Source organism: Novosphingobium olei, assembly GCF_012927405.1.
GTDB classification, from domain to species: domain Bacteria; phylum Pseudomonadota; class Alphaproteobacteria; order Sphingomonadales; family Sphingomonadaceae; genus Novosphingobium; species Novosphingobium olei.
The window spans coordinates 139,291-165,549 of record NZ_JABBGM010000006.1; the positions used below are offsets into that span (position 1 = coordinate 139,291).

At 63.7% G+C, this 26,259-nt stretch carries 23 protein-coding genes; 18 read left to right on the plus strand and 5 right to left on the minus strand.

Annotated elements, in window-relative coordinates; all coding sequences use genetic code 11:
• The first annotated feature begins 74 nt into the window (after nt 1-74).
• The 11 genes from HHL27_RS14405 to HHL27_RS14455 all read left to right on the plus strand — a co-directional run bounded on the left by HHL27_RS14405 (nt 75) and on the right by HHL27_RS14455 (nt 13,248).
• Complete coding sequence (locus HHL27_RS14405; RefSeq protein ID WP_169494142.1) at nt 75-977, plus strand: hypothetical protein; 903 nt, start codon at nt 75-77, stop codon at nt 975-977.
• 142 nt (nt 978-1,119) lie between these two features.
• Nucleotides 1,120-2,361, plus strand: a complete 1,242-nt coding sequence (locus HHL27_RS14410) for a lipoprotein-releasing ABC transporter permease subunit (protein WP_169494143.1) — start codon at nt 1,120-1,122, stop codon at nt 2,359-2,361.
• A complete protein-coding gene (locus HHL27_RS14415) occupies nt 2,354-3,043 on the plus strand; it encodes an ABC transporter ATP-binding protein (RefSeq protein ID WP_169494144.1) in 690 nt (229 codons plus the stop codon). The genes HHL27_RS14410 and HHL27_RS14415 overlap by 8 nt, the downstream gene beginning before the upstream one ends.
• Before the next feature lie 60 nt (nt 3,044-3,103).
• Nucleotides 3,104-3,370 (plus strand): hypothetical protein, encoded by a 267-nt coding sequence (locus HHL27_RS14420; protein ID WP_169494145.1) that lies wholly within the window; start codon nt 3,104-3,106, stop codon nt 3,368-3,370.
• A 64-nt stretch (nt 3,371-3,434) separates the two neighbouring features.
• Nucleotides 3,435-3,923, plus strand: a complete 489-nt coding sequence (locus HHL27_RS14425; RefSeq protein WP_169494146.1) for a glutathione peroxidase — start codon at nt 3,435-3,437, stop codon at nt 3,921-3,923.
• A 61-nt stretch (nt 3,924-3,984) separates the two neighbouring features.
• Nucleotides 3,985-7,578, plus strand: a complete 3,594-nt coding sequence (dnaE, locus tag HHL27_RS14430) for a DNA polymerase III subunit alpha (RefSeq protein WP_169494147.1) — start codon at nt 3,985-3,987, stop codon at nt 7,576-7,578.
• A 10-nt stretch (nt 7,579-7,588) separates the two neighbouring features.
• Complete coding sequence (locus tag HHL27_RS14435) at nt 7,589-9,211, plus strand: long-chain fatty acid--CoA ligase (protein WP_169494148.1); 1,623 nt, start codon at nt 7,589-7,591, stop codon at nt 9,209-9,211.
• Nucleotides 9,212-9,231: 20 nt separating this feature from the next.
• Nucleotides 9,232-9,648, plus strand: a complete 417-nt coding sequence (locus HHL27_RS14440; protein ID WP_169494149.1) for a DUF1330 domain-containing protein — start codon at nt 9,232-9,234, stop codon at nt 9,646-9,648.
• 4 nt (nt 9,649-9,652) lie between these two features.
• Nucleotides 9,653-10,738 (plus strand): NADH:flavin oxidoreductase, encoded by a 1,086-nt coding sequence (locus HHL27_RS14445; RefSeq protein ID WP_338114914.1) that lies wholly within the window; start codon nt 9,653-9,655, stop codon nt 10,736-10,738.
• An 88-nt stretch (nt 10,739-10,826) separates the two neighbouring features.
• On the plus strand, nt 10,827-11,465 hold the full coding sequence (locus HHL27_RS14450) for a LemA family protein (protein ID WP_169494151.1): 639 nt from the start codon (nt 10,827-10,829) through the stop codon (nt 11,463-11,465).
• Between the two features lie 16 nt (nt 11,466-11,481).
• Complete coding sequence (locus tag HHL27_RS14455; protein WP_169494152.1) at nt 11,482-13,248, plus strand: M48 family metalloprotease; 1,767 nt, start codon at nt 11,482-11,484, stop codon at nt 13,246-13,248.
• A gap of 3 nt (nt 13,249-13,251) precedes the next feature.
• On the opposite strand, the gene HHL27_RS14460 is transcribed toward HHL27_RS14455, so the two are convergent.
• The 4 genes from HHL27_RS14460 to HHL27_RS14475 all read right to left on the minus strand — a co-directional run bounded on the left by HHL27_RS14460 (nt 13,252) and on the right by HHL27_RS14475 (nt 17,447).
• Nucleotides 13,252-14,328, minus strand: coding sequence for a PA0069 family radical SAM protein (locus HHL27_RS14460; protein ID WP_169494153.1), 1,077 nt, complete (start codon nt 14,326-14,328; stop codon nt 13,252-13,254).
• Between the two features lie 50 nt (nt 14,329-14,378).
• Entirely contained in the window at nt 14,379-14,906 is a 528-nt protein-coding gene (moaB, locus tag HHL27_RS14465) for a molybdenum cofactor biosynthesis protein B (RefSeq protein ID WP_169494154.1), read from the minus strand.
• The gene (locus tag HHL27_RS14470) at nt 14,896-16,608 is read right to left on the minus strand and encodes a lytic transglycosylase domain-containing protein (RefSeq protein ID WP_240959852.1); all 1,713 of its coding nucleotides are present in this window, start codon (nt 16,606-16,608) and stop codon (nt 14,896-14,898) included. Before HHL27_RS14470 ends, moaB begins: the two co-directional genes overlap by 11 nt.
• Before the next feature lie 65 nt (nt 16,609-16,673).
• Nucleotides 16,674-17,447 (minus strand): uracil-DNA glycosylase family protein, encoded by a 774-nt coding sequence (locus tag HHL27_RS14475; protein WP_169494156.1) that lies wholly within the window; start codon nt 17,445-17,447, stop codon nt 16,674-16,676.
• A 100-nt stretch (nt 17,448-17,547) separates the two neighbouring features.
• Here HHL27_RS14475 and HHL27_RS14480 point away from each other — a divergent pair, with 100 nt between their 5' ends.
• From HHL27_RS14480 to HHL27_RS14510, 7 genes are all read left to right on the plus strand, one after another.
• Nucleotides 17,548-19,197, plus strand: a complete 1,650-nt coding sequence (locus tag HHL27_RS14480) for an electron transfer flavoprotein-ubiquinone oxidoreductase (protein WP_169494157.1) — start codon at nt 17,548-17,550, stop codon at nt 19,195-19,197.
• Between the two features lie 84 nt (nt 19,198-19,281).
• Nucleotides 19,282-20,085, plus strand: coding sequence for a 4-(cytidine 5'-diphospho)-2-C-methyl-D-erythritol kinase (locus HHL27_RS14485; protein ID WP_169494158.1), 804 nt, complete (start codon nt 19,282-19,284; stop codon nt 20,083-20,085).
• On the plus strand, nt 20,085-20,813 hold the full coding sequence (locus HHL27_RS14490) for an N-formylglutamate amidohydrolase (protein ID WP_169494159.1): 729 nt from the start codon (nt 20,085-20,087) through the stop codon (nt 20,811-20,813). Before HHL27_RS14485 ends, HHL27_RS14490 begins: the two co-directional genes overlap by 1 nt.
• Before the next feature lie 110 nt (nt 20,814-20,923).
• Complete coding sequence (gene ilvD / locus HHL27_RS14495) at nt 20,924-22,774, plus strand: dihydroxy-acid dehydratase (RefSeq protein ID WP_169494160.1); 1,851 nt, start codon at nt 20,924-20,926, stop codon at nt 22,772-22,774.
• 61 nt (nt 22,775-22,835) lie between these two features.
• Nucleotides 22,836-23,132 (plus strand): hypothetical protein, encoded by a 297-nt coding sequence (locus HHL27_RS14500; RefSeq protein ID WP_240959822.1) that lies wholly within the window; start codon nt 22,836-22,838, stop codon nt 23,130-23,132.
• A complete protein-coding gene (locus HHL27_RS14505; RefSeq protein ID WP_169494162.1) occupies nt 23,116-24,540 on the plus strand; it encodes an NAD(P)H-hydrate dehydratase in 1,425 nt (474 codons plus the stop codon). Before HHL27_RS14500 ends, HHL27_RS14505 begins: the two co-directional genes overlap by 17 nt.
• Nucleotides 24,537-25,742 (plus strand): class I SAM-dependent RNA methyltransferase, encoded by a 1,206-nt coding sequence (locus HHL27_RS14510; protein ID WP_169494163.1) that lies wholly within the window; start codon nt 24,537-24,539, stop codon nt 25,740-25,742. The genes HHL27_RS14505 and HHL27_RS14510 overlap by 4 nt, the downstream gene beginning before the upstream one ends.
• 68 nt (nt 25,743-25,810) lie before the next feature.
• Here HHL27_RS14510 and HHL27_RS14515 read toward each other — a convergent pair whose 3' ends face one another.
• Nucleotides 25,811-26,245: an MAPEG family protein gene (locus HHL27_RS14515; RefSeq protein ID WP_169494164.1), complete on the minus strand. Its 435-nt coding sequence runs from the start codon at nt 26,243-26,245 to the stop codon at nt 25,811-25,813.
• Nucleotides 26,246-26,259 lie beyond the last annotated feature (14 nt).

Here is a 26,259-nt window from a genome sequence, read left to right on the forward strand (position 1 = left end):
GGTGCTTTGAGCCGCCGAGCAGGCTCATGCCGGGGTTAGGTCCGCCTTAATCATTGGCCGTCATGTAACGGACGATGCAACGCGCCCGCGAGTCCCGTTCGTGCACGGTCACCGTCATCGTTTATGCGATGGCGGTCAGCTATTCGATCCTGGTCAGCCGCTTCGAAGGCGGAATCGCGATGATCTGGGTCGGTGGGCCGGTATTGGCTGCGCGGCTGGTCGAAACGCCCCGCCCGCTGTGGCTGCGGACCCTATTGTGGTGCATGCTGGTCAATGTCGTGATCACCGGTTGCATCGGGCTCGGCTGGCGGCCGGCGGTTCCACTCGCGGTGGTCAACGTGGCCGAGGCGACGGGTGCGGCCCTGATATTGCGTGTCCTGCTCCGATCGTGTTGGCCCGAAGATGCGCTGGAGCTGGTGGCGGGGTACTACCTCGGCATCGGCCTGCTCGTGCCGCTTGGCGGCGCGGCTCTGGGCACGCTGGTATTGCCGCTGATCGTGCCGTTCCATGGCGCGCACAGTTTCTTTCACTGGTTCATCGGCCACGCGGTCGGCCTGATCATGGCTATCCCGGTCTCGCTGACGCTATCGCGCCTGGCGGGAGGGCGCGAGCGGTTCGAGCACGAGGAGGTCGTTTCGGGCGTGCTGCAATTCGCGGTGATGGCGCTTTTGACCTACGCGGTGTTTACCCAGACCATGCCGGTCTTCTTGCTCCTGCCGATGGGATTGGCGATCTGCGTTGCCTGGTTTGGCAACGCTTTGATTGCAACCTCGCTGCCGGTCGTGCTCGCCATGATCGGTGGCCGGTTGACGCGCGCGGGATACGGCCCGTTCCAGCTTCTCGATCTGCCGCTGGGCGACAGGATGCAGCTCTTTGCACTCTATGCCGCTGCCGCGACGCTGTGCGTGCTCCCGCTGGTATGTGAGCGTGCCGCGCGCCATCGCCGCCGGGCTACGCTGGTAATGGCGCTCGACTGAGCGGGAACCGATAGCGCCCTCGCGCGGTTGAGCGCGCCGAGTGGGCTGGTGGGGAGGCATTGCCAGTTTGGGCGAGTCCCCTTAAGTCCCCCACCGCGCATTCCATCAGGCCATCATTCGGCCTAAGCGAAAGACCCGCTGCTTGATCCTCTCGCCGTTCGAATGGACCATCGCCAAGCGCTACATGCTGCCGGGGCGAGGGGAGGCGTTCATCGCTCTAGTTGCCGGCATCAGCTTTGTTGCGGTGACGCTCGGTGTCGCTGCGCTGGTCATCGTGATGAGCGTGATGAACGGTTTCCGCGCGGAACTGCTCGAAAAGATCGTGGGGCTGAACGGCCATGCCATCATCCAGGCCTATGGCGGCCGGCTCGACGATTGGCAGGACATCCTCAAGAAGGTCGAGGCGACGCCCGGCGTCACCCGCGCCTCGCCATTGATCGAACAGCCACTGCTTGCGACCTTCAATGGCCGGGTCGAGGCAATTCTTGTGCGCGGCAATACCAAGCCCGATCTCAAGCGGCTGTCTGAGAAGGTCGTCGCAGGCAATTTCGCTTCGCTGACCGAGAATTCGGGCAACGTCGCGATCGGATCGCGGCTGGCCGAAAATCTGGGCGTGCGGATCGGCGATACGATCACGATCATCAATCCGGCGGGGCGCTCGACCCCATTCGGCACGGTGCCGCGCCAGGTCGGCTATACGGTGTCGGCAATCTTCGAGATCGGGGTCTACGACTACGATAACGCCTATGTCGTGATGCCGATACCCGACGCCCAGACCCTGCTGCTGACCGGCGATACTATCGGCATGATCGAGGTGACCACGACCAATGCCGACACCGCGATGCAGACGATGGCGCCAATCAAGCAGGCGCTGGCGGGGCGCGCGGTCGTGACGGACTGGAAGACGATGAACGCCAGCCTGTTCGAGGCGCTTGCGGTGGAGCGCGTGGCGATGTTCGTGGTTCTGTCGATCATCGTGTTGGTCGCCGTGTTCAACATCCTTTCGTCGCTGATCATGCTGGTGCGCGCCAAGACGCGCGACATCGCAATCTTGCGGACCATGGGGGCGACACGCAGAAGCCTGCTCAAGATCTTCGTCACCATCGGTTTCGTGATCGGTGCGTGCGGAACGCTGGGTGGCCTGATTCTGGGCTTCGTCTTCCTGTTTTTCCGCCAGCCGGTGGTCCACGCGGTGGAGTACCTGACAGGACAGAACCTGTGGGACCCGTCCATCCGCTTCCTGACCGACCTGCCAAGCCGCAGCGATCCGGTCGAAATCACGGTGATTTGCATTATGGCGCTTGTGCTGAGCTTTCTTGCCACGCTCTATCCGGCGCTGAAGGCAGCAAGCACTGATCCCGTTCAGGTGCTGCGCTATGAGTGACGCGGCCAATTCCGCTCCGGTGGTCCGGCTTGACAATCTGCGCCGCAGCTTCACGCAAGGCGGCGTGACCATCGACGTCCTGCGCGGCGTGAACCTTGAAATCCGTCCGGGTGAAATCGTCGCCCTGCTGGGACCATCGGGTTCGGGCAAGTCGACCATGCTCCAGGCGGTTGGACTGCTCGAAGGCGGGTTCGAGGGGCTGATCGAGATCGCCGGCATCAACGCTTCGGCACTGTCGGGCGATGCGCGCACCACATTGCGGCGCGATCACCTTGGCTTCGTCTATCAATTCCATCACTTGCTGCCCGATTTCAATGCGACCGAGAACGTCGTTTTGCCGCAGATGGTGGCAGGCAGGACTGCAGCAGATGCAAAGGCGCGCGCGGAGGAACTGCTGGCGGCGCTGGGGCTCGGGCATCGGCTCGACCATCGTCCCAACCAGCTTTCCGGCGGCGAGCAGCAGCGCGTGGCGGTGGCGAGAGCGCTTGCCAACCGGCCAGCGCTGGTGCTGGCGGACGAGCCGACGGGCAATCTTGACGAAGCGACGGCTGACCGCGTGCTTGAGGAGTTTCTGAAGCTGGTGCGCGGGGAGGGCAGTGCGGCGCTCATCGCGACGCACAACGAACGCCTCGCCTTGCGCATGGACCGGGTCGTCCGGCTGCATGAAGGCGTGCTCGTATAGCGGGACGGGATACGGGAACCCGGTTCGCGCGTTGCAGCGGCGAAAGGAGATCGTACCGTCATGAACACAACGATCCGTGGGGAATCGTCAAACGCCAGCGCAGATTTCTGGAAGGACCATGCAACGGTCCTGCGCCGGGATGCCGCCGACGGCGTGTTCCACAACTTTGCGACGCTGCATTCTGGCACCTTTGCCGCCATGGTGCGGCTGGTTTCGCGCATGCCCGAAGCCGAACGCAACAGCCTGGTGATCGAAAAAGCGGGGGATCGCCAATATGGTCCCGGCGAGATCATGGCGATGTCGCGCCGCAACGACTTTCCGGGTTGAACGCGCCGGCGGGCTGTGACACCACCCTATTTGATTGTACGCAACCAAATAGGGTGAGCCTCTCATGTCCGGTCCGCACACCATCGCCGATTTCAAGGCGAAGCTTCCCAATGGCGATACGATCGATCTTGCCGACAAGGCGGGCAAGGTCCTGCTGGTGGTGAATACGGCATCGAAGTGCGGCTTCACCCCGCAGTACGACGGGCTTGAGAAGCTTTGGAAGAGCTACGGCGACAAGGGGTTCGAGGTGCTTGCCTTCCCTTGTAACCAGTTCGGCGGGCAGGAGCCGGGCACGGCGGAAGAGATCGACAGCTTCTGCAAGGTGAACTTCGGCGTCAGCTTCCCGTTGATGGCCAAGATCGAGGTCAACGGCCCCAACGCCGATCCGCTTTACGACTGGCTCAAGGCGGAAGCGCCGGGCGTGCTGGGGACGAAGGCGATCAAATGGAACTTCACCAAGTTCCTCATCGGCCGCGATGGCAAGGTCGTGAAGCGCTACGCCCCGACCGACAAGCCGGAGAGCATCCAGAAGGATATCGAAGCGCTGCTGTGATCGGTTGAAAACGTGACGTCGGTCGCTCGCCAAAGCGGCCAGCGTTACCTACATTCGGAAAATGCCTTACGCTCCCTTCGTGCCGCTGCGCGTGTTTTCGTCCTACACCATGCTCGATGGCGCGGTGGACCCGAAGATCATTGCCAAGACGGCGGCGGAGCGCGGGTTTCCCGCGATCGCGATCACTGACCGCAACGGGCTTTATGGAAGCGCGGCTTTTGCCAAGGCTTGCAAGGACGTGGGGGTGCAGCCGGTCATCGGCGTCATGCTCGCCGTCGCGCGGCCGGAGCGCGAAGGTGCGGCGACGGGTTTCGGACCGGTAGCGCCTACGATCGACTGGCTGGGGCTCTATGCGCAGGATTCGAAGGGGTACGACAACCTCTGCCACCTCGTCAGCCGGGCGCACCTCGACCGCCCCCTCGAATTCGCGCCGCATGTCGTGCTGGCCGATCTGGTTGGCCATACCGACAGCCTGATCTGCCTGACGGGCGGTGGCGAAGGGGCGCTGACGCGGCTGTTCGCCGGAGGCCAGAGGGCGGCGGCCGAGGCATATTGCGACCGGCTGCAGGAGCTGTTCGGGGACAGGCTCTACATTGAACTTACCCGCACGGGCGATCCGGTCGAAAGCGGGGGCGAGGACGGGCTGTTCGACCTCGCCTATGCCCGCGATATTCCGCTCGTCGCGACAAATCCGGCCTGCTTTGCCGAAGCCGGTTTCTATGCCGCGCACGATGCCATGCTGTGCATCGCCAGTTCCACCCATGTCGACAGTGCCGACCGGCCGCGTTCCTCGCAGGAGTGGTGGATCAAGCCCGCCGAGATGATGGAACAGCTCTTCGCGGATTGTCCCGAAGCGCTGGCCAATTCGCTGGTCGTGGCGCAGCGAACGGCTTGCACGCCGCCCAAGCGCAAGCCGATCCTGCCAAGCCTTGCCGGTGACAAAGAGGGCGAGGCCAAGGCCTGCGCCGCCGACAGCCGGACCGGCCTCGTCACGCGGCTGAAGCCCTATTACCCCGAAGCCGCGCACGCCGAACTGGCGGCGCTGCTGACGCTGGGGCCCGACGCCGAGCCCGACCATGCCGACTACCCGCAATTGCTGGTCGCGGGCGTGCTCGAGGAAGTGCTAGGATATCGAGAGCGGCTCGAGTTCGAGATCTCGATCATCAACCGCATGGGCTTTGGCGGCTACTTCCTGATCGTGGCCGACTTCATCAAGTGGGCCAAGGAGAACGGCATTCCGGTGGGGCCGGGCCGTGGTTCGGGCGCGGGGTCGCTCGTTGCGTGGGCGCTGACGATCACCGATCTCGATCCCATCAAGCTCGGGCTGCTGTTCGAACGCTTTCTCAATCCGGAACGCGTGTCGATGCCCGACTTCGATATCGACTTCTGCGAAACCCGGCGCGGCGAGGTGATCCGCTACGTCCAGCGCAAGTACGGCGACGATCACGTTGCGCAGATCATCACCTTCGGCAAGCTGAAGGCGCGCGCGGTGCTGCGCGATACTGGGCGCATCCTGCAGATGAGCTATGGCCAGGTCGACCGGCTGTGCAAGATGGTGCCCAACCATCCGACCGACCCCTGGCCCCTGCCGCGCGCGCTCAACGGCGTGCTGGAATTGAAGCGCGAATACGACCGTGATCCCGAGGTCAGGCGACTGATAGACCTGGCGATGCAGCTCGAAGGCCTGCCGCGCAACAGTTCTACGCACGCGGCGGGCGTGGTGATTGGCGACCGGCCGCTGGCGCAGCTGGTGCCGCTCTATCGCGATCCGCGTTCCGACATGCCCGTGACGCAGTTCGACATGAAGTTCGTCGAGGATGCGGGGCTGGTGAAGTTTGACTTCCTCGGCCTGAAGACGCTGTCGGTGCTGCGCAAGGCGGTCGACCTGATGACGAAGCGCGGGATCGAGATCGATCTGTCGACACTCGCCTGGGACGATGTCGATACCTACAAGCTGCTGCAGTCTGGCGACACGGTCGGCGTGTTCCAGCTGGAATCCGAAGGCATGCGGCGCACGCTGGCGGCGGTGAAGCCGACCAACTTCGGTGACATCATTGCGCTGGTCTCGCTCTACCGCCCGGGGCCGATGGACAACATTCCGCTGTTCGGGCGGCGCAAGAACGGGCTCGAGAGCATCGAGTACCCGCACGAGAAGCTCGCCGGGATCCTGTCCGAGACCTACGGCATCTTCGTCTACCAGGAACAGGTCATGCAGGCCGCGCAGATCCTCGCGGGCTATTCGCTGGGCGATGCCGATCTTCTGCGCCGCGCCATGGGCAAGAAGGTCCAGGCAGAGATGGACGCGCAGCGCCAGCGGTTCGTCGACGGGTGCAAGACGGTGTCCGACATCCCGGCGGCGAAGGCCAACGAGCTGTTCGACTTGATCGACAAGTTCGCAGGCTACGGCTTCAACAAGAGCCACGCCGCCGCCTACGCGCTGCTCGCCTACCAGACGGCGTGGCTCAAGACGCATTACCCGCACGAATTCTACGCTGCGTCGATGTGCTTCGACATGCACCAGTCGGAAAAGCTTGCGGTGTTTGTGGATGACATGCGGCGCAACGGCGTGTCGCTCGCCGGGCCGGACATCAATCATTCCGAAGCGGAGTTCACCGTCGAGCGGACGGACGACGGCTTTGCCGTGCGCTATGCGCTGGCAGGCCTGCGCAACGTGGGCGAAAAGGCGATGGAAGCGATCGTCGCCGAGCGCGAAGCGAACGGTGAGTTCGTGAGCCTGGACGACCTGTTCAAGCGGGTTCCGGCAGGATCGATGAACCGGCGGCAGCTGGAAGCGCTGGCCGCGGGCGGGGCGCTGGATTGTCTCGAGCCCAACCGCGCCAAGCTGATCGCCAATGCCGAACTGCTGATGGCGGTGGCCGACGAGGCGGCGCGGTCGCGCACGTCGGGCCAGGGCGGCCTGTTCGGTGGTGATGACCATGCAGCGCCGGCAACGCGGCTCGCCGAGACGAAGCCATGGAGCCGGGCCGAGCAGATGGCGGCCGAGCGCGAGAACTTCGGCTTCTATTTCGCGGCGCATCCGGTCGAGGAATATCGCGCGGTCGCGTCGGCCAATGGCGCGCGATCGTACGGAAGCCTGATGACCGGCGGCGGCGAGGGCGGCGGCGGCCGGTCGGGTGCGGTGATGGCGGCGCTGGTGGAGAATGTGCAGAAGCGCAAGACGAAGAAGGGCAAGGACTTCGTCATGGCGGACTTCTCCGATTCGTCGGGACTGTTCTCCGCATCGTGCTTCGAGGAGGCTCTGGTCGACGATTTCGTGACCTGGGCGCGCGAGGGCACTTGCGTGCTTCTGAATGTCGAACTCGACAGGCCGAACCCCGATGAGCCGCCGCGCGTCACTGTTCGCAATGCCCGACCGTTGGCCTCTGTGACCAGCGCGGCGCGCATGATGCTGAAGCTGGACGTTACGACACCCGAGGCGATGGCAGAGCTCGCCCTGCTGCTGCCGCGTGGCAACGATGCCAAGGGCGAGGTGGTGGCGCGGCTCAAGACGGGCAGGGGGCGTGAACCCTTGGTCCGGCTCGGCAACGACTTCCGCCTCGACAGCGACTTGATCGAACGATTGATTCCCATCGAGGGGCTTGCCAATGTGGCGCTGACCGCAAGACCGGAACGGCATCTGCGGCTCGTCGAATAGGGAGAGAGCGATGTTTCAGCTGGGTGCAATGCAGGACTGGAAGCTGCGGGTCACTCATCTGATAGACCACGCCGCGCGCGAACACGGTGGGCGCGAGATCGTGACGCGCTGGGCCGATGGCACCGAGAGCCGCACCAACTGGGCCGGGATCCGCCATGATGCGTTGAGAATGGTGCAGGCGCTGCGTCGCGTCGGCATCGGCCCGGGCGACCGGATCGCCACGCTGGCGATGAACCATCACCGCCATCTCGTCACCTGGTATGGGGCGGTCGGCGTGGGCGGCATTCTCCACACAATCAATCCGCGCCTGTTCGACGACCAGCTTGAATACATCGCCAACCACGCCGAGGACAAAGTCCTGCTGTTCGACAAGGTCTGGGCACCGGTGGTCGAGCGGATGAAGCCGCGCTGGCCGACGATCGAGCACTATATCTGCTTCGACAGCGACGAACCGGCACAAAGCTTCGAGGACTGGATCGCCGCTGAGGACGGCAATGCCGAGTGGGCTGACGGAGACGAGCGCGACCCCTGCATGCTCTGCTATACCAGCGGAACGACGGGCAACCCCAAGGGCGTGCTTTACGAGCACCGCTCGACGATGCTCCACGCGATCACCTGCCAATCCCCGGGGGTTTTCGGGATCGACACGCGCATGGTGATGATGCCGATCGTGCCCATGTTCCATGCGGCCAGCTGGGGCATTCCCTGGGCCGGTGCGGCAGCCGGGGCCAAGTTCGTCTATTGCGCGACCAACGATGCAGCGACGCTGTGCGACCTGTTCGAGAACGAGAAGGTCACGGCATCGGCCGGCGTGCCGACCGTATGGCTGAGCCTGCTGCAGTACATCGATGCGAACGGCCGGGATATTCCGGCAAGCCTGCGGCAGGTGGTCTGCGGTGGCTCTGCGATGCCTAGGGCGATGATCGAGCGCTTCATGAAAAAGGGCATCCGCATCGCCCACGCCTGGGGCATGACCGAAACGTCGCCGATCGGTACGACCGGCGCCGAGCCGGCGGACTGGGACGAGCTGAGCTTCGAGGAGCAGGTCGATCTCAAGGCCAAGCAGGGGCGGGTGCCGTTCGGGGTTGAACTGCGCTGCGTCGATCTCGGCGATCCGACGAAGGTGCTTCCGCGCGATGGGGAAACATCGGGAGCCCTGCAGGTTCGCGGGCCGTGGGTGGTCAAACGCTACTTCAAGGCAGAGAAGGATGCGACGGACGCGGAGCAGTGGTTTGACACGGGCGATGTCGCCGTGATCCATCCCGACGGCACCTTGCAACTGACCGACCGGACCAAGGACGTCATCAAATCCGGCGGCGAGTGGATCAGCTCGGTCGAACTGGAGAACGCGGCGATCGGGCACCCGGCGGTTGCCGAAGCGGCTGCGATCGGGGTCTATCATCCCAAGTGGGACGAACGCCCGCTGTTGGTGGTGGTGTGCAAGCCCGGTGCGTCTTGTAACGGCGACGAAATCCGCGCTTTCCTTGCGGCGCACGTCGCGAAGTGGTGGGTGCCCGATGCGGTCGCATTCGTAGACGCGATCCCGCACACCGGAACCGGCAAGATCAGCAAGAAGGACCTGCGCGAGCAGTTCAGGGACTACACCTGGCCGTCTCTGACCGGCGTTGCCTGAACAGATTTTAGGATGTCGCGATGACCAACTACATCGATCCGAGCCGCGAGAATTTCGATCATTTCAAGAGCCTGCCACGCGATACGCCGGTGCACATGCTCAACCTGGTGCGGTTCAAGGCGCTGGCCGACTATCCCGAAGGGCACGAGCTTGCCGGCAAGGGGCTGACCGGAGCCGAAGCCTATGCGGAGTATTTTGGCACGATCCAGCCAGTGCTCGAGCGGGCAGGGGGCAGGATCGTGTGGAAGGGCGGCTTCGAGGCCATGGTGACGGGGCCGTCCGAATGGGAATGGGACGAAACCTTCGTCATGGCCTATCCCAGTGCGGCCGCGTTCATGGGCATGGTCAAGGATCCCGACTATGCGCCGGTCGTCGTGCATCGCCAGGCGGCGGTCGAAGACAGCCGGCTGGTCCGCTTCGCTCCGGTCGAAGGATAAACAGGTGGCATACGAGAAGCTGGCGCAGCCGCTGACCCTGACACGCGGTCCTTCGTGGAAGAACCGCTTCATGCTGGCGCCGCTGACCAATCAGCAGAGCCACGACGACGGAACGCTTTCGGACGACGAGTACAATTGGCTGGTCGCGCGTGCGAAGGGCGGTTTTGGCATGGTCATGACTGCAGCCGCGCACGTCCAGCGGGTTGGGCAGGGCTTTGTCGGGCAGATCGGGGCGTTTGCGGACGAACATCTCGATGGGCTTTCACGCCTGGCTGATGGAATCCGCGAAAATGGGGCCGTTTCGTCCGTGCAGTTGCACCATGCCGGATCGCGTTCTGACAAGGCGGTGGTCGCTCATCCTGTTAGCGCGTCTGATGTGGAAGCCGCAGGGGCTCGCGGCCTTTCGACCGACGAGGTTCAGCGACTGCGCGACGATTTTGTCGCGGCGGCGGTCCGGGCGGAGAAAGCGGGCTTCGACGGGGTCGAAGTGCACGGCGCGCACGGATACATCCTCGCCGAATTCCTTTCGCCCGAGATCAACCGGCGCGAGGATCGCTATGGCGGAAGCCCTGAAAACAGGGCGCGACTGGTGCTGGAGATCATCGACGGCATCCGTGCAAGCTGCGGCGCCCAGTTCCAGCTGGGCCTGCGCGTGTCGCCCGAGCGCTTTGGCCAGAAGCTGCTCGAAATTCGCAGTCTCATCGCGGACGTCATGGCGGGCGGAAAGCTCGACTACGTTGACCTTTCGCTATGGGACGTTCGGAAGGTTGCCAATGATCCCGAAGGCGAGGGGCGGCCGCTGATCGACTGGTTCATGGATCTGCCGCGCGGCGGCACCCAGTTGGGCGTGGCCGGCAAGATATTTGGGGCCGACGATTGCGCCTGGGCTCTCGAGAAAGGCTGTAATTTCGTGGCCATCGGGCGCGGTGCGATCCTGCGCCACGATTTCCCCAAACGCGTGCTGGCCGATGCAGAATATACATCACCGCCATTGCCTGTCACCGAACAGCATCTGATCGATGAAGCGCTCAGCCCCACCTTTGTGCATTACATGAAGAACTGGAAGGGCTTCGTCGCTGAACCAGCGTGATGGCGGCTCTGGTCCCTTCTGTAGGATAAATTAAGTAATTTCGCCTAGATCCTAGCCCCATCGCATCTCGTACGGGGGCACAGGTTCGATGCAGATGGCACAAACCGGCAGTTTTTTCGAGCAGATCGACCTGCAGGGTCGCATGGTGCGCGCGAGCAATTTCGCGCTCGACAATTGGTGGCTCTGGGTCGTGCTGGCGCTGGCGCTCTGGCTCTACCGGCGGCTCCGCTCGCAACATGCAATGCTTGCACGTCTCGATGAGCGCGCCGATGCGGCGATGGCCGATGTCGATGCCTTGCTGCTCGAACGGCGGACGCTCGTCGGCAATCTGGTCGAAGTGGTGCGGGGTTTTGCCGATCGCGAACAGGTCATGATCCGCGATGTGCTCAAGGCCCGGATCGACGCGATTGCTGCGCTGGGACAAGGCGCGATGATCGCGCAGGATCAGTCCGCAGGTATCCTGCAGAACGTGACCGATCTCAGCGAAAGCTTCCCCGAGCTTGCGACGTACGGCCAGTTCGTGACGCTACGGAGCGATCTCATCCGCATCGACGAGAAGATCACCGCGGCGCGCAAGTTCTACAACCTTGCGGTAGAAGAACACAACGCCGCGCTGCGCGCGTTTCCGGCCAACCTGATGCGTGGTGCAACCGCGCCTCGCGACAAGTTCTCGCTGGGAGAGCAGCGCCGGGCCGAGCTCAGCGAAGCTCCGCAAATCGCGCTTTGACGCAAGGGGGCGCCCCATGGCCCGAAGCAAACTGGAACCTTCCGGATATCTTGCGCATGCTGCTGCGAACCGTCGCCATGTCTGGGGCTATCTGATCGCTTACGTCATGGCGTACGAGCTGATCGGCGCCTTTGTCCTGATCCTCCCGCTGCTGATGTTCGATCCGCAGCATACGATCCTGAGCGATCCTGCGGGCTATGCCGTTCGCTACATGCTGCCGCTTGCGGTGGTGAGCGGGCTGATCTTCCGGCACATATACCGGGGACATGCCAAGGCTGTCATGCGCACGCTGGCGATCCGCAAGGTAGGCCGCGCGGAGGAGCCGCGCTTCGTGGCAATCGGCGAACAACAGTGCACCGCACTCGGCGTGCGCTTTCCCGCATTCGCCGTCATCGAGGTCGATGCGCGCAACTGCCTGACGGTGGGCGAGGGACCAGATCATGGGCTGATCGCGGTCACCAGGGGTTTGCTCGACGCGCTCGACGACGACGAGCTCGCCGCCGTTTTGGCGCACGAGGCGGCGCATATCCGCAATGGCGACACGCGCGTGCTGGCGGCCAACCATGCGCTGCAGCGCACGGCGGTACTGCTCCAATGTGACAATCCATTCCGTATCGAAGACTGGCGACAACTGATCGTCCCGCTGTTTCTGCCGCCTTTCCTGATCCTTTTGCTGGCAGGTGGGGCGGCCACGATGGTGGCGATGCAGCTTTCATTCCATGCCCGCCGCGGCGTGCGGCTGTCGCGCGATCATATCGCCGACGGTGATGCGATCAGGATGACCCATTTTCCCGAAGCCCTGGTCGACGCGCTGCGCAAGGTTGCGGGCCGGGGTTCGTTTCCAGGCAGTCTCCGCGTCGAAGGCATGTTGTTCGATGGACCGAATGATCACGACGGCGGGACCCACCCTCCGGTGGAGGAACGGATCGCGGCGATCAGCTCGCTCGGGAAAGAGCTGCTAGCGCCGGGGCGTTCGCGTCGCGACACCCGCAGCGGGGGTCCAGTCCGTCGCTTTGGCGTGGCGGCGCGTGCAGTACCCGGGCTTCGCGGCGACGTCCTGACGGCCGACGCACCAATGCAGTTTGCATACGATGCCGATGGCAGGCCGCTCAACCAGCCGCCGACGCATACGCTCAAGATCCATGCGATGATGCTCACCGACCCGGCGGCATACCGCCGGTGGCGCGAAGCGACGATCGCCTGGTACGAATGGCGTGCCAACGATAAACGCAACGCGTTCGGCATGCGACCGCAACTGTTGATTCCAATGGCGGCGCTAATTGCATTTCTCGCAGTGTTTCACTGGCCGCGCGACAATGATCCGGCCAAGTTCCTGCAGGTATTCAGCCCGTCCAGTATCGTGTCCATGGCAAGCCAGATGCGTGAAGAGCCCGTATTCTGCTCTTCATCGAGTGCCAGTACCGATAGCCATTGCGGGCAGACTATCCGCGCGCTGAATGCCCATGCGAACGTCGGCCAAAACGCACCGCCTCCCATTCCGCCGGATCCCTTCGCCCACTCCGGCACGCGCGGGTCCGATGGTTCCGACGGTCCGCCTGACACCGGTTTCGGCAGTGCTGCGTTCCTGATGCCGCTATTGATGTTTTCGCTGGTGGGGATGGCGATCTTTTCTCCCAGGACGTTGCGGCGCTTGTTCGGCGTGGTCGATTACACACCGCCGCCACCACAGCGTGAGACGCGGGTACCCGACGCCGTCGAGCGTCCCGCTGGTGGGCAAGTTGCTCCGCCATCTATCCGTGGTTTCGGTCGCAAGCGCGTTTAGCTGTCAGAAAAGGGCCAGTTGCCCATCGGCGGCAGGGGGCCGGAACTGGCTGCAATCGAGATCGATCTTCACTTGCCCGATCCCGGCGCGGCGGCAGGCGAGCTGGAAGCGACTGCGGATGAGGTCGGCCCAGACACCCTGCGGCTTCATCCGAGTGAAGAAATTCGCGTCGTTGTCCTTGCCCCCGCGCACGTCGCGGATGATCGCCATCACCTTGCCCGCCCGGTCGGGAAAGTGGGTTTCCAGCCATTCGCGAAACAGGGGTGCCACTTCGTGAGGTAGGCGGACCATGATCCAGCTTGCTGATTGCACGCCCATCGCGCCGGCCCGTTCGAGAATGGCTTCCAGAAACGAATCGGTGATCGATGGGATGACCGGGGCGACCGAGACGTGCGCCGGTATTCCTGCTTCAACCAGCTTGCCGAGCGCCGCCAAACGCTTGGCCGGAGCCGAGGCGCGCGGTTCGAGCAAGCCGGACAGCTTCGGGTCAAGACTGGTGACCGAGATGCCAACGGCGACCAGCCGTTCACGGGCAAGCTTTTCAAGAACGTCGATATCGTCGAGCACGCGCGCGGATTTGGTGGTGATGGTGACCGGATGGCGCACCTCGAGGCACAATTGGAGCACGGCGCGGGTAATGCGATAGTCACGCTCTATCGGCTGGTAGGGGTCGGTATTCGTACCCATGGCCAAGGGCTTGGGCTTGTAGCCGCGGCCGGCAAAGGTCTTGCGCAAGATTTCGACCGCGTTCGGCTTGGCAAAAAGCTTGGTTTCGAAGTCGAGCCCCGGCGAAAGGTCGTGAAATGCATGGGTTGGCCGGGCGTAGCAGTAAATGCAGCCATGCTCGCATCCCCGATAAGCGTTGAGCGAACGATCGAACGGGATGTCCGGCGAGCGATTGAAGCTGACGATCGTCTTGGGGAATTCTTCGACGACCGTGGTGCGCAGCTTTGGTCCCGGTCCATCGATGTCTGCTTGCATATCGCGCCAGTCACCATCGGCCTCGCGCGTGGCGAGACCGAAGCGGGTTGGCACGGCGCCGCTCACTGCGCCGCGCCCGCGAGGCGCAGGCTGGGACATGCGGCGATTAGAACATAAAGAGAACAGTGGCGCAAGCGCCGACCGCGCACTTAGCTCTCGAGCAGCCTCGGCATCAATTCGACGAAGTTGCAGGGCCGATTGCGGCTATCGAGTTGTTCGGCAAGGATGCCGTCCCACCCGTCCTTCACCGCCCCGTTGGACCCGGGAAGCGCGAAGATGTAGGTTCCGCGAGCGACGACTGCGCAGGCCCGCGACTGGATGGTACTCGTGCCGATGGTCTTGAAGCTGAGCCACCGGAACAATTCGCCAAATCCGGGAATGTCGCGGGTCTTGATCCGCTCCAGCGCCTCGGGCGTAACATCGCGGCCGGTGAGTCCGGTTCCGCCGGTGATCACCACGGCGTCCACGGCCCGATCGTCAATCCAGTTGTTGAGGCGGCTGACAATGCGGTCGGCATCGTCCTTTTCCAGCGCGCGCGCTGCGAGCTTGTGACCGGCGCCCTTGATGCGCTCGCAAAGGATGTCGCCAGAAGTGTCCTCTGCCGGTCCCCGGGTATCGGAGACGGTGAGGACAGCTATGTTGATCGGCTTGAAAGTGCGGGTCTGGTCAATTGCCACGCGAGGCCATCCGCACGTTCTGCGCACCATCGAGGCCGGGAAACTTCGGCCACATGCCCTGGACGAGTCCGACGCGGCTTTCCGAAGGTCCGCCCGCCTGCTTTTCGTACATCCAGTAATTGCGCATGACCGTCGCAACGTAGCCGCGCGTTTCCCAGTAAGGGATAGATTCCATCCAGAGAAGGGGATCGCCCTTGTCGCGCACTTCCACGTTCCAGCGCCCGATGGGCATCGGCCCCGCATTGTAGGCAGCGATTACCTTGGGCAGCAGGCCTTGGGTTTCCGGCCGGGCTTTCAGCTGGGAGAGATAGGTCTGGCCGAACGCGAGGTTCACGTCGGGAAGGTCCAGCTGCTTTTCACGCCCCATCATCAGCGGATCGATCTTCGTCAGATCGCGCGCCGTGCCGGGAAGAACCTGCATCAGGCCTTTGGCGCCTGCCGGGCTCGTGACCGCGGTGCGAAAGTTGGATTCCTGCAGGGAGTGGGCGAAAAGAAGTGCCGGATCGACCTTCCACCCGTTTGCCGGGGTCCACTTCGGCGCGGGGAAGCGAGCAGCTTCATCCGCCCGGGCGCCGGCTGGCGCGTTGTAAGCCATCCACAGCTGGGTGGAGGGCAGACCAAGATCACGAGCAAGGCGGGAAAGCGGCGCATATTGGCCGGGCGCACCGATGCGGGCCTGATAGCGCAAGACTTCGTCAGCGAGGCCATCTTCGCCGATTTCCGCCAACTGGACGGCAAGGCGCACGTTGTTGACCGTGCGTAGCTGCTGCCAGTCCTGATCCGAGAAATCCGGTGCGGCGGCGGGGACTGCTTCGCGCAGCCCGAGCGCCTCGGCAGCCATCATGCCGTACAGCGAATCCCGGTTCCGGGCGGCGGCGCGTAGTGAGGCTGATACCTTTTCAGGCTTGCGACACCGCAGCCAGGCACGGCTTGCCCAATAATTTGCTGCGGCCGCAAGCTCCGGGTTCGAAGCCATGCCAGCGGCACGTTCAAACGTTTCGCCCGCCGCCATGCAATCGTCCATGCGCCAGGCGGCAAGCCCTGCGGTCCACAGCGCTTCGGGAACCCAGGCGCCGCTGCCCGATTCGAACGCCGAGAGCGAAATCAGCCGAGCATTTGCATCGTCGTTTTCGATGTAGAAAGCCCAGCCCACCTTCTGGCGCCATTCAGCGCGCGCTTCGTTCGACAGCGTGGCATCCACCCCGTCGAGCAGCAGACGAGCGCCCAGCGGGTCATCATTCTTGATGCGGTCGGTAATTGCCGCTGCGATGCTGTCAGGCATTGTGCCGTCGGCAATCGAGCGCGGCTTCAGCCGCTTGGACAGCGTCGGCACGTTGAACATGGCCTGCGTGGCAGGGGGCGTGATGGGCAGCGCAGTTGCGCCCCGCTTGAGCGCCAGGCGACCGATCTGGTCCGACCACGGCATGTCGGGCGCCTGCGACAGCAGGTCGGTCAACGGCTGAAGCTCCGCCTTGGGCGAATTTGCGGCGAGGTAGTACTGCGCCTTGGCCACGGCATGGAGCGGACCATCAGCACGCTGGGCAAGCATCTGCTGCACGGCGTTCCAGTCTTCCCGCTCGATCGCGCCAAACAGGTTCTTGTAATAAGTGCGATCGTCCTGGCTGAGCAAAGTGGGAACAGCCGTGCGATCGGCGCGGCTGCGGAAGTAATCCACCGCGGCGCTGTTGGCCTGTGCGGGCATCGCTGCGGCGAGCGAAACGCATGTGGCCAAGGCCGCAAGGCCCGCCCGGGATTGTCGTCCCTTGATCACGCTTCTTGGTTCCCCGTCCATTCCAGCCAGCGGTTCCATAGACTTGCCTTGAAGGCCGGGCGCGCGAGCAACGCATCCAAGTCGTATGTCGCCATTGCAGGCGTGCTGCCCCCTTCATGGTTAAACGACGGTAAATTCGAAAGACTATGCGGCGAATCGTTGTCGATCAGCGCCGAGACGAGGGATCTGCCGAGCACAAGAAGTCGCTGCGGCCTTACGAGCGCGATGTGATGTTGCAGGACGTCGCCCATCCGACGCGCCTTCCAATCGGCCCAATCGGGGGCCGTGATTCGCGCCGGTAGTACCGAGGCAAGGTAGGTCTTGCTCCGATCTGTGCCGATTGCACCAAGCATCGCATCGATCAATTTGCCACCACGGCCGGAAAGAAGCGTATCCGAATCTTCGGCCTCTGGCATGGCAACCAGTACCATCAGCGCCGCCCCGGCAGGGCCGCAAGGTGAAACACGTTGCAACCCGGCCGGAGCGAGCGAGGGCTCTTCCAGCCACCACGGTGCAAATGCCTCCAGCACGGCGGGCCAGCTATCGCGAGCTCCACCTGCCAGCGGGATCGTCGCTACGGATTGTTCCGGTTCGGTTTTGGCCCGGGCAGGGGCAATCCTGCCGTCAGCTGGCGTGGGAGCGGCAGCTGCAAGCCAATCCTGCGGCGTATCGACAAAGGCGAAGTCGAGCCCAGCATCACGCCACCAGTCCAGCGCGCCGCTGACCGCTTCGCCCAGCCAAGCGCCATCGGATTCCGTCGCGCCGCTCACCTGTCTCTATGTCCAGTCACGAAGGCGGTATTGACCTTGGTCGCCGCAGCTTTCAAGGCAGTGGAATAATTCAATCGAGCGTTTAAGCGGAGCTTGGGGAATGAGTGAACGGGAATCGATGCCGTACGACGTCGTGATCGTCGGGGGCGGTCCGGCCGGTCTGGCGGCTTCCATCCGCCTCAAGCAGGTCAACCCCGATATCTCGGTCTGCCTTCTCGAGAAGGGGTCCGAGGTCGGCGCGCACATCCTGTCTGGCGCAGTCGTCGATCCGAAGGCGCTGGACGAACTGTTGCCGGAATGGCGCTCGATGGACTGCCCGATGGCCGAAACGCCGGTGACCGACAATTGGCACTGGGTGTTGAGCCGCAAGGGCAAGATGAGCATCCCGCACTGGCCGATGCCGCCCTTCATGTCGAACCACGGCAACTATACCGGCTCGCTGGGCAGCCTGTGTCGCTGGCTGGCTGAACAGGCAATGGAGCTGGGGGTCGAGATCTTCCCGGGGTTCCCTGCCGCTGAAGTGCTGTTCGACGAAAATGGCGCAGTCATGGGCGTGGCCACGGGCGACATGGGCATCGGCAAGGATGGCGAGAAGAGGCCGGACTACCAGCCGGGGATGGAGCTCCACGCCAAGTACACGCTGTTCGCCGAAGGCGCGCGCGGGCACCTGACCAAGCGACTGAAGGCGCACTTCGATCTGGAGCGCGATTGCCAGCCGCAGGTCTATGGCATCGGCATCAAGGAACTGTGGGACATCGATCCCGAAAAGCATGTTCCAGGCCGCGTGATCCACACGCAGGGCTGGCCGCTGTCGGAAAGCAACACCTGGGGCGGCGGGTTTCTTTACCACCAGGCCAACAACCAGGTTGCCTTGGGCTTCGTGACGGCGCTCGATTACGCCAACCCCTACGTCTACCCGTTCGAGGAATTCCAGCGCTGGAAGCAGCATCCGGAAATCCGCAAGATCCTCGAAGGCGGTCGCCGGGTTTCCTATGGCGCGCGCGCGATCAACGAAGGCGGCTGGCAGTCGGTGCCGCGCCTGTCCTTCCCGGGCGGTGCGCTGATTGGGTGCTCGGCAGGCTTCGTCAATGTGCCGCGAATCAAGGGCAGCCACACCGCGATGAAGAGCGGGATGCTCGCCGCCGAGGCGATCAGTGCCGCCATCGCCGCAGGCCGCGAAAAGGACGACATGGTGGAATACGACACCGCCGTCCGGGAAAGCTGGATCGCAACCGAGCTCAAGAAGGTTCAGAACGCACAGCCGCTGATCGCCAAGTTCGGCGGCGAACTCGGCACCGTGCTCGCCGGCGCGGACATGTGGCTACGCCAGCTGTTCAAGTTCGGCATTGCCAAGCCGCTAAAGCACCACCGCGATAGCGAGGCGACGCAGCGGGCCGATCTGTTCAAGCCGATCCAGTATCCCAAGCCCGATGGCGTGATCAGCTTTGACCGGCTGTCGAGCGTGTTTCTTTCGGGCACCAATCACGAGGAAGACCAGCCGAGCCATCTCAAGCTGAAGGATCCGACCATCCCGACGCGGGTCAACCTGCCGATCTATGCCGGTCCGGAACAGCGCTACTGCCCGGCGGGCGTGTACGAGTATGTCGGCGTCGAGGAAGGGGCGCCGAGACTGCAGATCAACGCGCAGAACTGCGTGCACTGCAAGACCTGCGACATCAAGGACATGACCCAGAACATCGAATGGGTCACGCCTGAGGGCGGCGGCGGCCCGAACTATCCGAACATGTGATCGGTAACGCAATCGATCGCGCGGTTCGAAATGCGAGGCGCCGGGGGCTTGCTCCGGCGCCTCGTTTGGTTTCAGAGCATCGGCATGGCCCATTCCGAAACCGCTTACGCCAAGATCAACTTAGCGCTGCACGTCCGCAGAAGGCGTGACGATGGCTACCACGAGCTTGAGACCCTGTTCGCCTTCGTCGATGCGGGCGACCGCCTGACCGCCCAGGCTTCTGGGCAGGACCGCTTGCATGTTGTCGGGGAATTTGCCGGAACGCTCGACAACCCGTTCGGCAACATCGTGGCCAAGGCGCTTGGTGCCTTGCCCCATGGGAGCGGGTGGGACGTGACGCTCGACAAGCGGCTGCCGGTTGCCGCCGGGTTGGGCGGGGGCTCGGCCGATGCGGGAGCCGTGTTCCGGATGGTACGGGACGAATATGGCTTGCCCGAAGACTGGCATGCCCGTGCAGCGCGGCTTGGCGCGGATGTTCCTGCCTGCGTCGAAAGCCGGACCTGCATCGGGCGGGGCACGGGCACGGAACTGGAGCCTGTCGCGAACGACCTCTCAGGATCGCCCGTGTTGCTCGTCAATCCGCGCATCCCGCTTTCGACGGGCCCTGTGTTCAAGGGGTGGGATGGTGTCGATCGTGGCCCTATGCCCGAGGGCAGCGTTCGCGAGATCGCAAGCGGAGGACGCAATGATCTCGAGGCTCCGGCGCTCGCGCTCGTCCCGCAGATTGCAGATGTCTTGTCCCGCTTGTCCGCGAGCGGCGCGTGGCTCACGCGGATGAGCGGTTCGGGAGCGACCTGTTTCGCGCTGTACGACACTGCAGAGCAACGGGACGCGGCACATAGCGCCCTGCCGACCGGATGGTGGAGCCTTGCAGGAGCGCTGCGCTGATGGAGCACGAAGCCTTCCGGATCGTCGGAACGCCACGTTTTGGCGGCATCCTCGTTGTGTCCGATCACGCGTCCAACCGCGTTCCCGAAGATATTGACCTCGGCATCGCGACCTCGCTGCTGGAGCAGCACGTCGCCATCGACATCGGTGTCGGCGCAATCGGCGAGATCATGGCAGGCAATCCCGGGATCTCCGCGTTCCAGGGCAACGTCAGCCGGCTTGTGTGCGACTTCAATCGCGACGAACACCTTCCGAGCGTGGTTCCGATCGCCAGCGATGGCCATGCCATTCCCGGCAATGCGCTTGATCACGCCGGCCATGAAGCGCGGCTCGCCCGCTTTTTCAGGCCCTATCACGCTGCACTGGCAGCGACGATCGAGGCAGCGCCGCCCGCGCTGATCCTTTCGCTGCACAGCTTCACGCCGCAGCTTGCCAGCAGCGACGAACCGCGGCCGTGGCATGTCGGCATACTCTATAACGAGGACGATCGCGCCGCCCGCCGGGCAATTCCGATGTTGGAGGCAGAGGGCCTGAATGTCGGCGATCAGCAGCCGTATTCCGGTCGCCTGCTGAACGCGACCATGAACCGGCACGCCGAGGCCGATGGACGGCCCTATCTCGGCATCGAGATCCGGCAGGATCTCATTGCCGATCCTTCGGCGCAGCGGGTGTGGGCCGATCGTCTGGTCCGCATCGCAAACTTTGTCGCGATCGCTCTCGAGGGGTGACGAGGGGGACAATCGTCACAAAATTAACTTTCGACGGGTGACGTTTGCTGCGTTAGGGGAAGCGAAGGTCGCAAAAAGCAAACAACGCACTGAAAGCCGGAGCCCTTCGCATGCCCCCTTATCGTTCCCGAACCACGACTCATGGCCGCAACATGGCCGGCGCGCGGGGCCTCTGGCGCGCAACGGGCATGAAGGACAGCGACTTCGGCAAGCCGATCATCGCGGTGGTCAATTCGTTCACGCAGTTCGTTCCGGGCCACGTCCACCTCAAGGACCTTGGCCAGATGGTTGCGCGCGAGATCGAGGAAGCGGGCGGTGTTGCCAAGGAATTCAACACCATTGCGGTCGATGACGGGATCGCAATGGGGCACGACGGCATGCTCTATTCGCTGCCGAGCCGTGACCTGATTGCCGACAGCGTCGAATACATGGTCAACGCGCACTGTGCCGACGCCATGGTCTGCATCTCCAACTGCGACAAGATCACGCCCGGCATGCTGATGGCTGCGCTGCGGATCAACATACCGGTGGTGTTCGTGTCCGGCGGCCCGATGGAAGCGGGCAAGGTCGTCCTGCGCGGCAAGGAAGTCGCGCTCGACCTCGTCGATGCCATGGTTGCCGCCGCCGACGAAGCATACACCGATGAAGAAGTGCAGACGATCGAGCGTTCGGCCTGCCCGACCTGCGGTTCGTGCTCGGGCATGTTCACTGCAAATTCGATGAACTGCCTGACTGAAGCACTCGGTCTTTCGCTGCCTGGCAATGGCTCGACGCTTGCCACCCATGCAGATCGAAAGCGCCTGTTCCTGGAAGCTGGGCGGCTGGCTGTCGATCTGTGCAAGCGCTATTACGAGCAGGACGACGAAAGCGTCCTGCCGCGCGCCATCGCCAGCTTCGAGGCGTTCGAGAACGCAATGAGCCTCGACATCGCCATGGGCGGGTCGACCAATACTGTGCTTCATCTGCTTGCAGCGGCGCACGAGGCAGGGGTCGATTTCACAATGGCAGATATCGACCGGTTGAGCCGCAAGGTTCCGTGCCTTTCGAAGGTCGCCCCGGCCAAGGCCGACGTCCACATGGAGGATGTGCACCGCGCCGGCGGGATCATGGCGATCCTCGGCGAGCTCGACCGGGCCGGACTGCTCAATACCGACCTTCCGACGGTGCACAGCCGCACGCTGGGCGATGCGCTCAATCAGTGGGACGTTACCCGCACAAACTCCGCCTCCGTCCAAGAATTTTTCCGCGCCGCGCCGGGTGGCGTGCCGACGCAAGTCGCGTTCAGCCAGGATCGCCGCTGGAAGGCGCTCGATGTCGATCGCGAGAACGGCGTGATCCGTTCGGCAGAGCATGCTTTCTCGAAGGACGGCGGCCTCGCCGTGCTGACCGGCAACATCGCGCTCGATGGCTGCATCGTGAAGACTGCCGGCGTCGACGAGAAAATCCTGAAGTTCACGGGCCCTGCCAAGGTATTCGAAAGTCAGGACGCCGCAGTTACCGCCATCCTCACCGGACAGGTGGTTGCAGGAGACGTTGTGGTGATCCGCTATGAAGGGCCCAAGGGCGGCCCTGGCATGCAGGAGATGCTCTACCCGACGAGCTATCTCAAGTCGAAAGGCTTGGGCGCGGCGTGTGCGCTGCTGACCGACGGGCGCTTCTCGGGCGGCACCTCGGGCCTGTCGATCGGTCACGTCTCTCCCGAAGCAGCGGAAGGCGGGGCAATCGGCCTTGTCGAAAACGGTGATGTGATCGCCATCGACATTCCGGGCCGCTCCATCGTGCTCCAGGTGTCCGAGGATGAGCTCGCTCGCCGTCGCGCAGCGCAGGATGCCAAAGGCTGGAAGCCGGTCAAGGAACGGCCGCGCAAGGTCTCGACCGCGCTCAAGGCCTATGCTGCCATGACGACCAGCGCGGCCCGCGGCGCGGTGCGCGATCTCTCGCAGCTCGATGCGAAGAACTGAGGCACTTCTTCCGTTGCTCGCCCTCGCTGCCTGCGGGCGCGGGGGTGAGGCGGGGCCACCCTTGCGCCACATCGATTGCGCACTGGCCGGCGCAAGCGACTTTATGCCCGACTGCACGGTCGAAGAAACGCAGCAGAACGGCCGGACGGTGCTCGTCGTTGCCGCCCCCGACGGGATGTTCCGCCGGTTTGAAAAAGTTGCTGACGGGCGTGGTGTAATCGCCGCCGATGGCGTCGAAGAATCGATGGCCCATTGGGTCGGTGATCGCGTGCTTGAAGTCAGCGTCGGGCGGGATCGATATCGCTTCCCCGCCACTCTCAAGCCGGATACCAGTCCATCCGATGACGCAACCCCGTGACGTAACGCTGTCTCAGATCCTCACTGTCGCACAAATGCGTGCGGCGGAAGATGAACTGGTTGCGGGCGGGCTGTCCGTAGAAGCACTCATGGAAGTGGCGGGACGTGGCGCGGGCGAATATGTTCGCCGTCTTGCCGCAGGGAGATCCGTCACCGTCCTTTGTGGCCCTGGCAACAACGGAGGCGATGGCTACGTCATTGCGCGCCATTTGATGGAGCACGGCAATCCGGTGACGGTTGTGGCGGCGCGAGAGCCTGCGACAGCCGCTGCGATCAATGCGCGACACTTGTTTGAGGGTAACGTAACGGACGGCCATGTGATTGTTTCGGGTGATGTTTTTGTCGACTGCCTGTTCGGAAGCGGCCTGAGCCGGGCCTTGCCGGAAGACCTCCTGGCCTTGGTCAAGGGATTGTCCGCCGCTCACCACCTGACCGTAGCGGTGGACTTGCCGAGTGGAATCGAAAGCGACAGCGGTGCGCCGCTCAACCACGATCTGCCTCAGAACGATGTGACGATTGCACTTGGCGCCTGGAAGCAGGCCCACTGGACCATGCCCGCTTGCGCCAATATGGGCGTGCTCCGCCTCGTTGATATCGGCGTTACGTTGCGGCAGAACGCTCCCCGCCTTCTGCTCCGCCCACGGTTTCAAGCGCCAGCGCCTGACGCGCACAAATACCGTCGCGGACTGCTCGGTATCGTTTCTGGAGCTATGCCGGGGGCGTCGATATTGTCTGCAACGGCCGCGCTCAGGGTCGGGGCAGGGTACGTCAAGCTGCTGCATCCTGATTCACGGCTCGCGGCGTGTGTAGCGCCCTTGCCAGAACTGGTGACGACGGCGGGTGCCATCGACGATCTGGTTTCAGATCCGCGCCTGGCTGCGCTGCTGCTGGGGCCTGGCCTCGGGCGGGACGACACGGCGCGCCGCCATCTGGAGACCGTCGTCACGCGCGGCGTCCCCACCGTCCTTGACGCAGACGCACTGATGCTGCTTGGTCCAGACATTCCTTTGAAAGCCCCCACAATCCTGACACCTCATGAAGGCGAAATGGCAGCGCTCGAACGCGCGTTCCTGCTGCCTGCTAATGGCACCCGGCTCCACCGCGCCAAAGCTCTGGCGAAGCAAGCGCGCGCGACGGTGGTGCTGAAGGGGCCGGACAGTATCGTTGTCGATGCCTCGGGTCGCGTGGTCGTCGCCCCACGAGCTTCGAGCTGGCTCTCTTCCGCCGGGACGGGGGATGTGCTTGCCGGCCTGATTGCAAGCCGGCTTGCCGTCCATGGCGAAACGCTGCGGGCGGCCTGCGAGGGGGTTTGGCTTCATGGCGAAGCTGCGCGGCTGTGTGGCCCGGCCTTTACCTCGAATGAGCTTGCTCAGGCAGCGGGACGTGCTCTTGCCGGAGCGCTCGCATGAGCGGCAGCCGGATCATCCGCATTGCCGCAAAGGGCGAGGGGCAGACTGCCGATGGGCGGTACTTCGCGTTTGCCGCTCCGGGTGACGTCGTTGAGACCGACGGAACGCTGACACGAGGGCCCGATCATGTCGATCCACCCTGCCGCCACTTTCCGGCCTGCGGTGGTTGCCAGTTGCAGCACTTGTCGGACCGTGCGCTCGAGGAATACGTGTTCGGTCGCGTCGAAGGGGCGGCGCTGGGGCAGGGGATCGACCCACCTCCAGCTGAACCTGCCCATCTGTCGCCGGCCAACTCTCGCCGGCGCGCGACACTTCACGCGCAGGCCATCGGCAAGCGCGTCGTTCTCGGCTTTCGCGAGCAGGGAAGCCACAAGATCGTCGACATGCGCGAATGCCATGTTCTCGCGCCCGAACTGTTCGCACTGGTGGCGCCGATCCGGCGACTGCTGGAAGGCTGGGGCGAGCGCAAGTTGGTCGTCGACGTCGAAATGACCCTCGCTGACCAAGGCGTCGCGCTTGGGCTGAATGGTCTGAGCGCTGACAATCTTGCGCGAACCGAAGCACTGCTCGACTTTGCCCGGGATCATGATCTGGCCCGCCTCACGCTCGATAGCGGCTTCGGGCCGGAATCAACGTGGGAGCCGGATCCGGTCACCGTGACGCTCGGCGAAACGCCGGTGAGCCTTCCGCCCGGGGCCTTCCTTCAAGCCACGCGCGATGGGGAAGCTGCATTGACTGCCGCGGCGCGCGAGTGGCTCGCGGGTAGCGCGACGATTGCGGATCTGTTTGCGGGGCTCGGCACCTTCGCCTTTGCGTTGGCCGAAGGGCAGACAAAGGTTCTCGCGGTCGAGGCGGCGCGCGATGCTCACCTGGCCTGCCAGGCGGCCGCCCGCGCAAATGGGCGGCAGGTCCATGCGCTGCACCGCGACCTGTTCCGCAATCCGTTGCGAACCGACGAGCTTGATCGCTTTGCCGGGGTCGTGCTCGATCCACCGCGGGCAGGAGCCAAGGAGCAAGTCGGTCAGATCGCCGCCAGCAAGGTGCCAAGGGTTATTTACGTCAGCTGCAATCCGGCAAGCTGGGCGAAGGACGCCGCGAGCCTCATAGCTGGAGGTTATCGGCTCGCGGCCCTGCGCGCGGTCGGACAGTTTAGGTGGACCACGCATGTCGAGCTGGCCAGCCTGTTCGTTCGCGCCGGCTGAGGACCGCCGGACTCAGGTCGGGCAGTCCTCGTTATCCACTCCAATTTCTAATTTCTGCAGATGCGTGCTCAGAACACCGCTAGCGCGGCGTGCAGAGTGAGCGCCATCAGCGCCAGGCTGGAGAGCGCGAACAACAGGAAGCGGATGCCGACCTTGTTGACGGTCGACTGCCAGATCGAATGAACGATGCGCAGGGCAACATAGACCCACGCAATCGTTGTGTTCAGGCCATCGCCCTGCCCGATCATCGCCAGTACAATGCACACCGCATAGAACACCGTCGGTGCTTCGTGCAGGTGATTGTAATTGTGGGCCTTCCACTGGATCTCGCGCGGGATCAGCGATTCCAGCATGGCCCCTGTCCATCCCTGATCTGCGCCGGGTTCGGTCGGCTTTGGCAATTTGGAGATTGCCGGGATGCGCGTGGCATACATCCAGATCCACATGATCATCGTCCACGCCGCCAATGCGACGACTGGTTTAAGGATGGTCATTCCAATCATTGTCATTCTCCCCC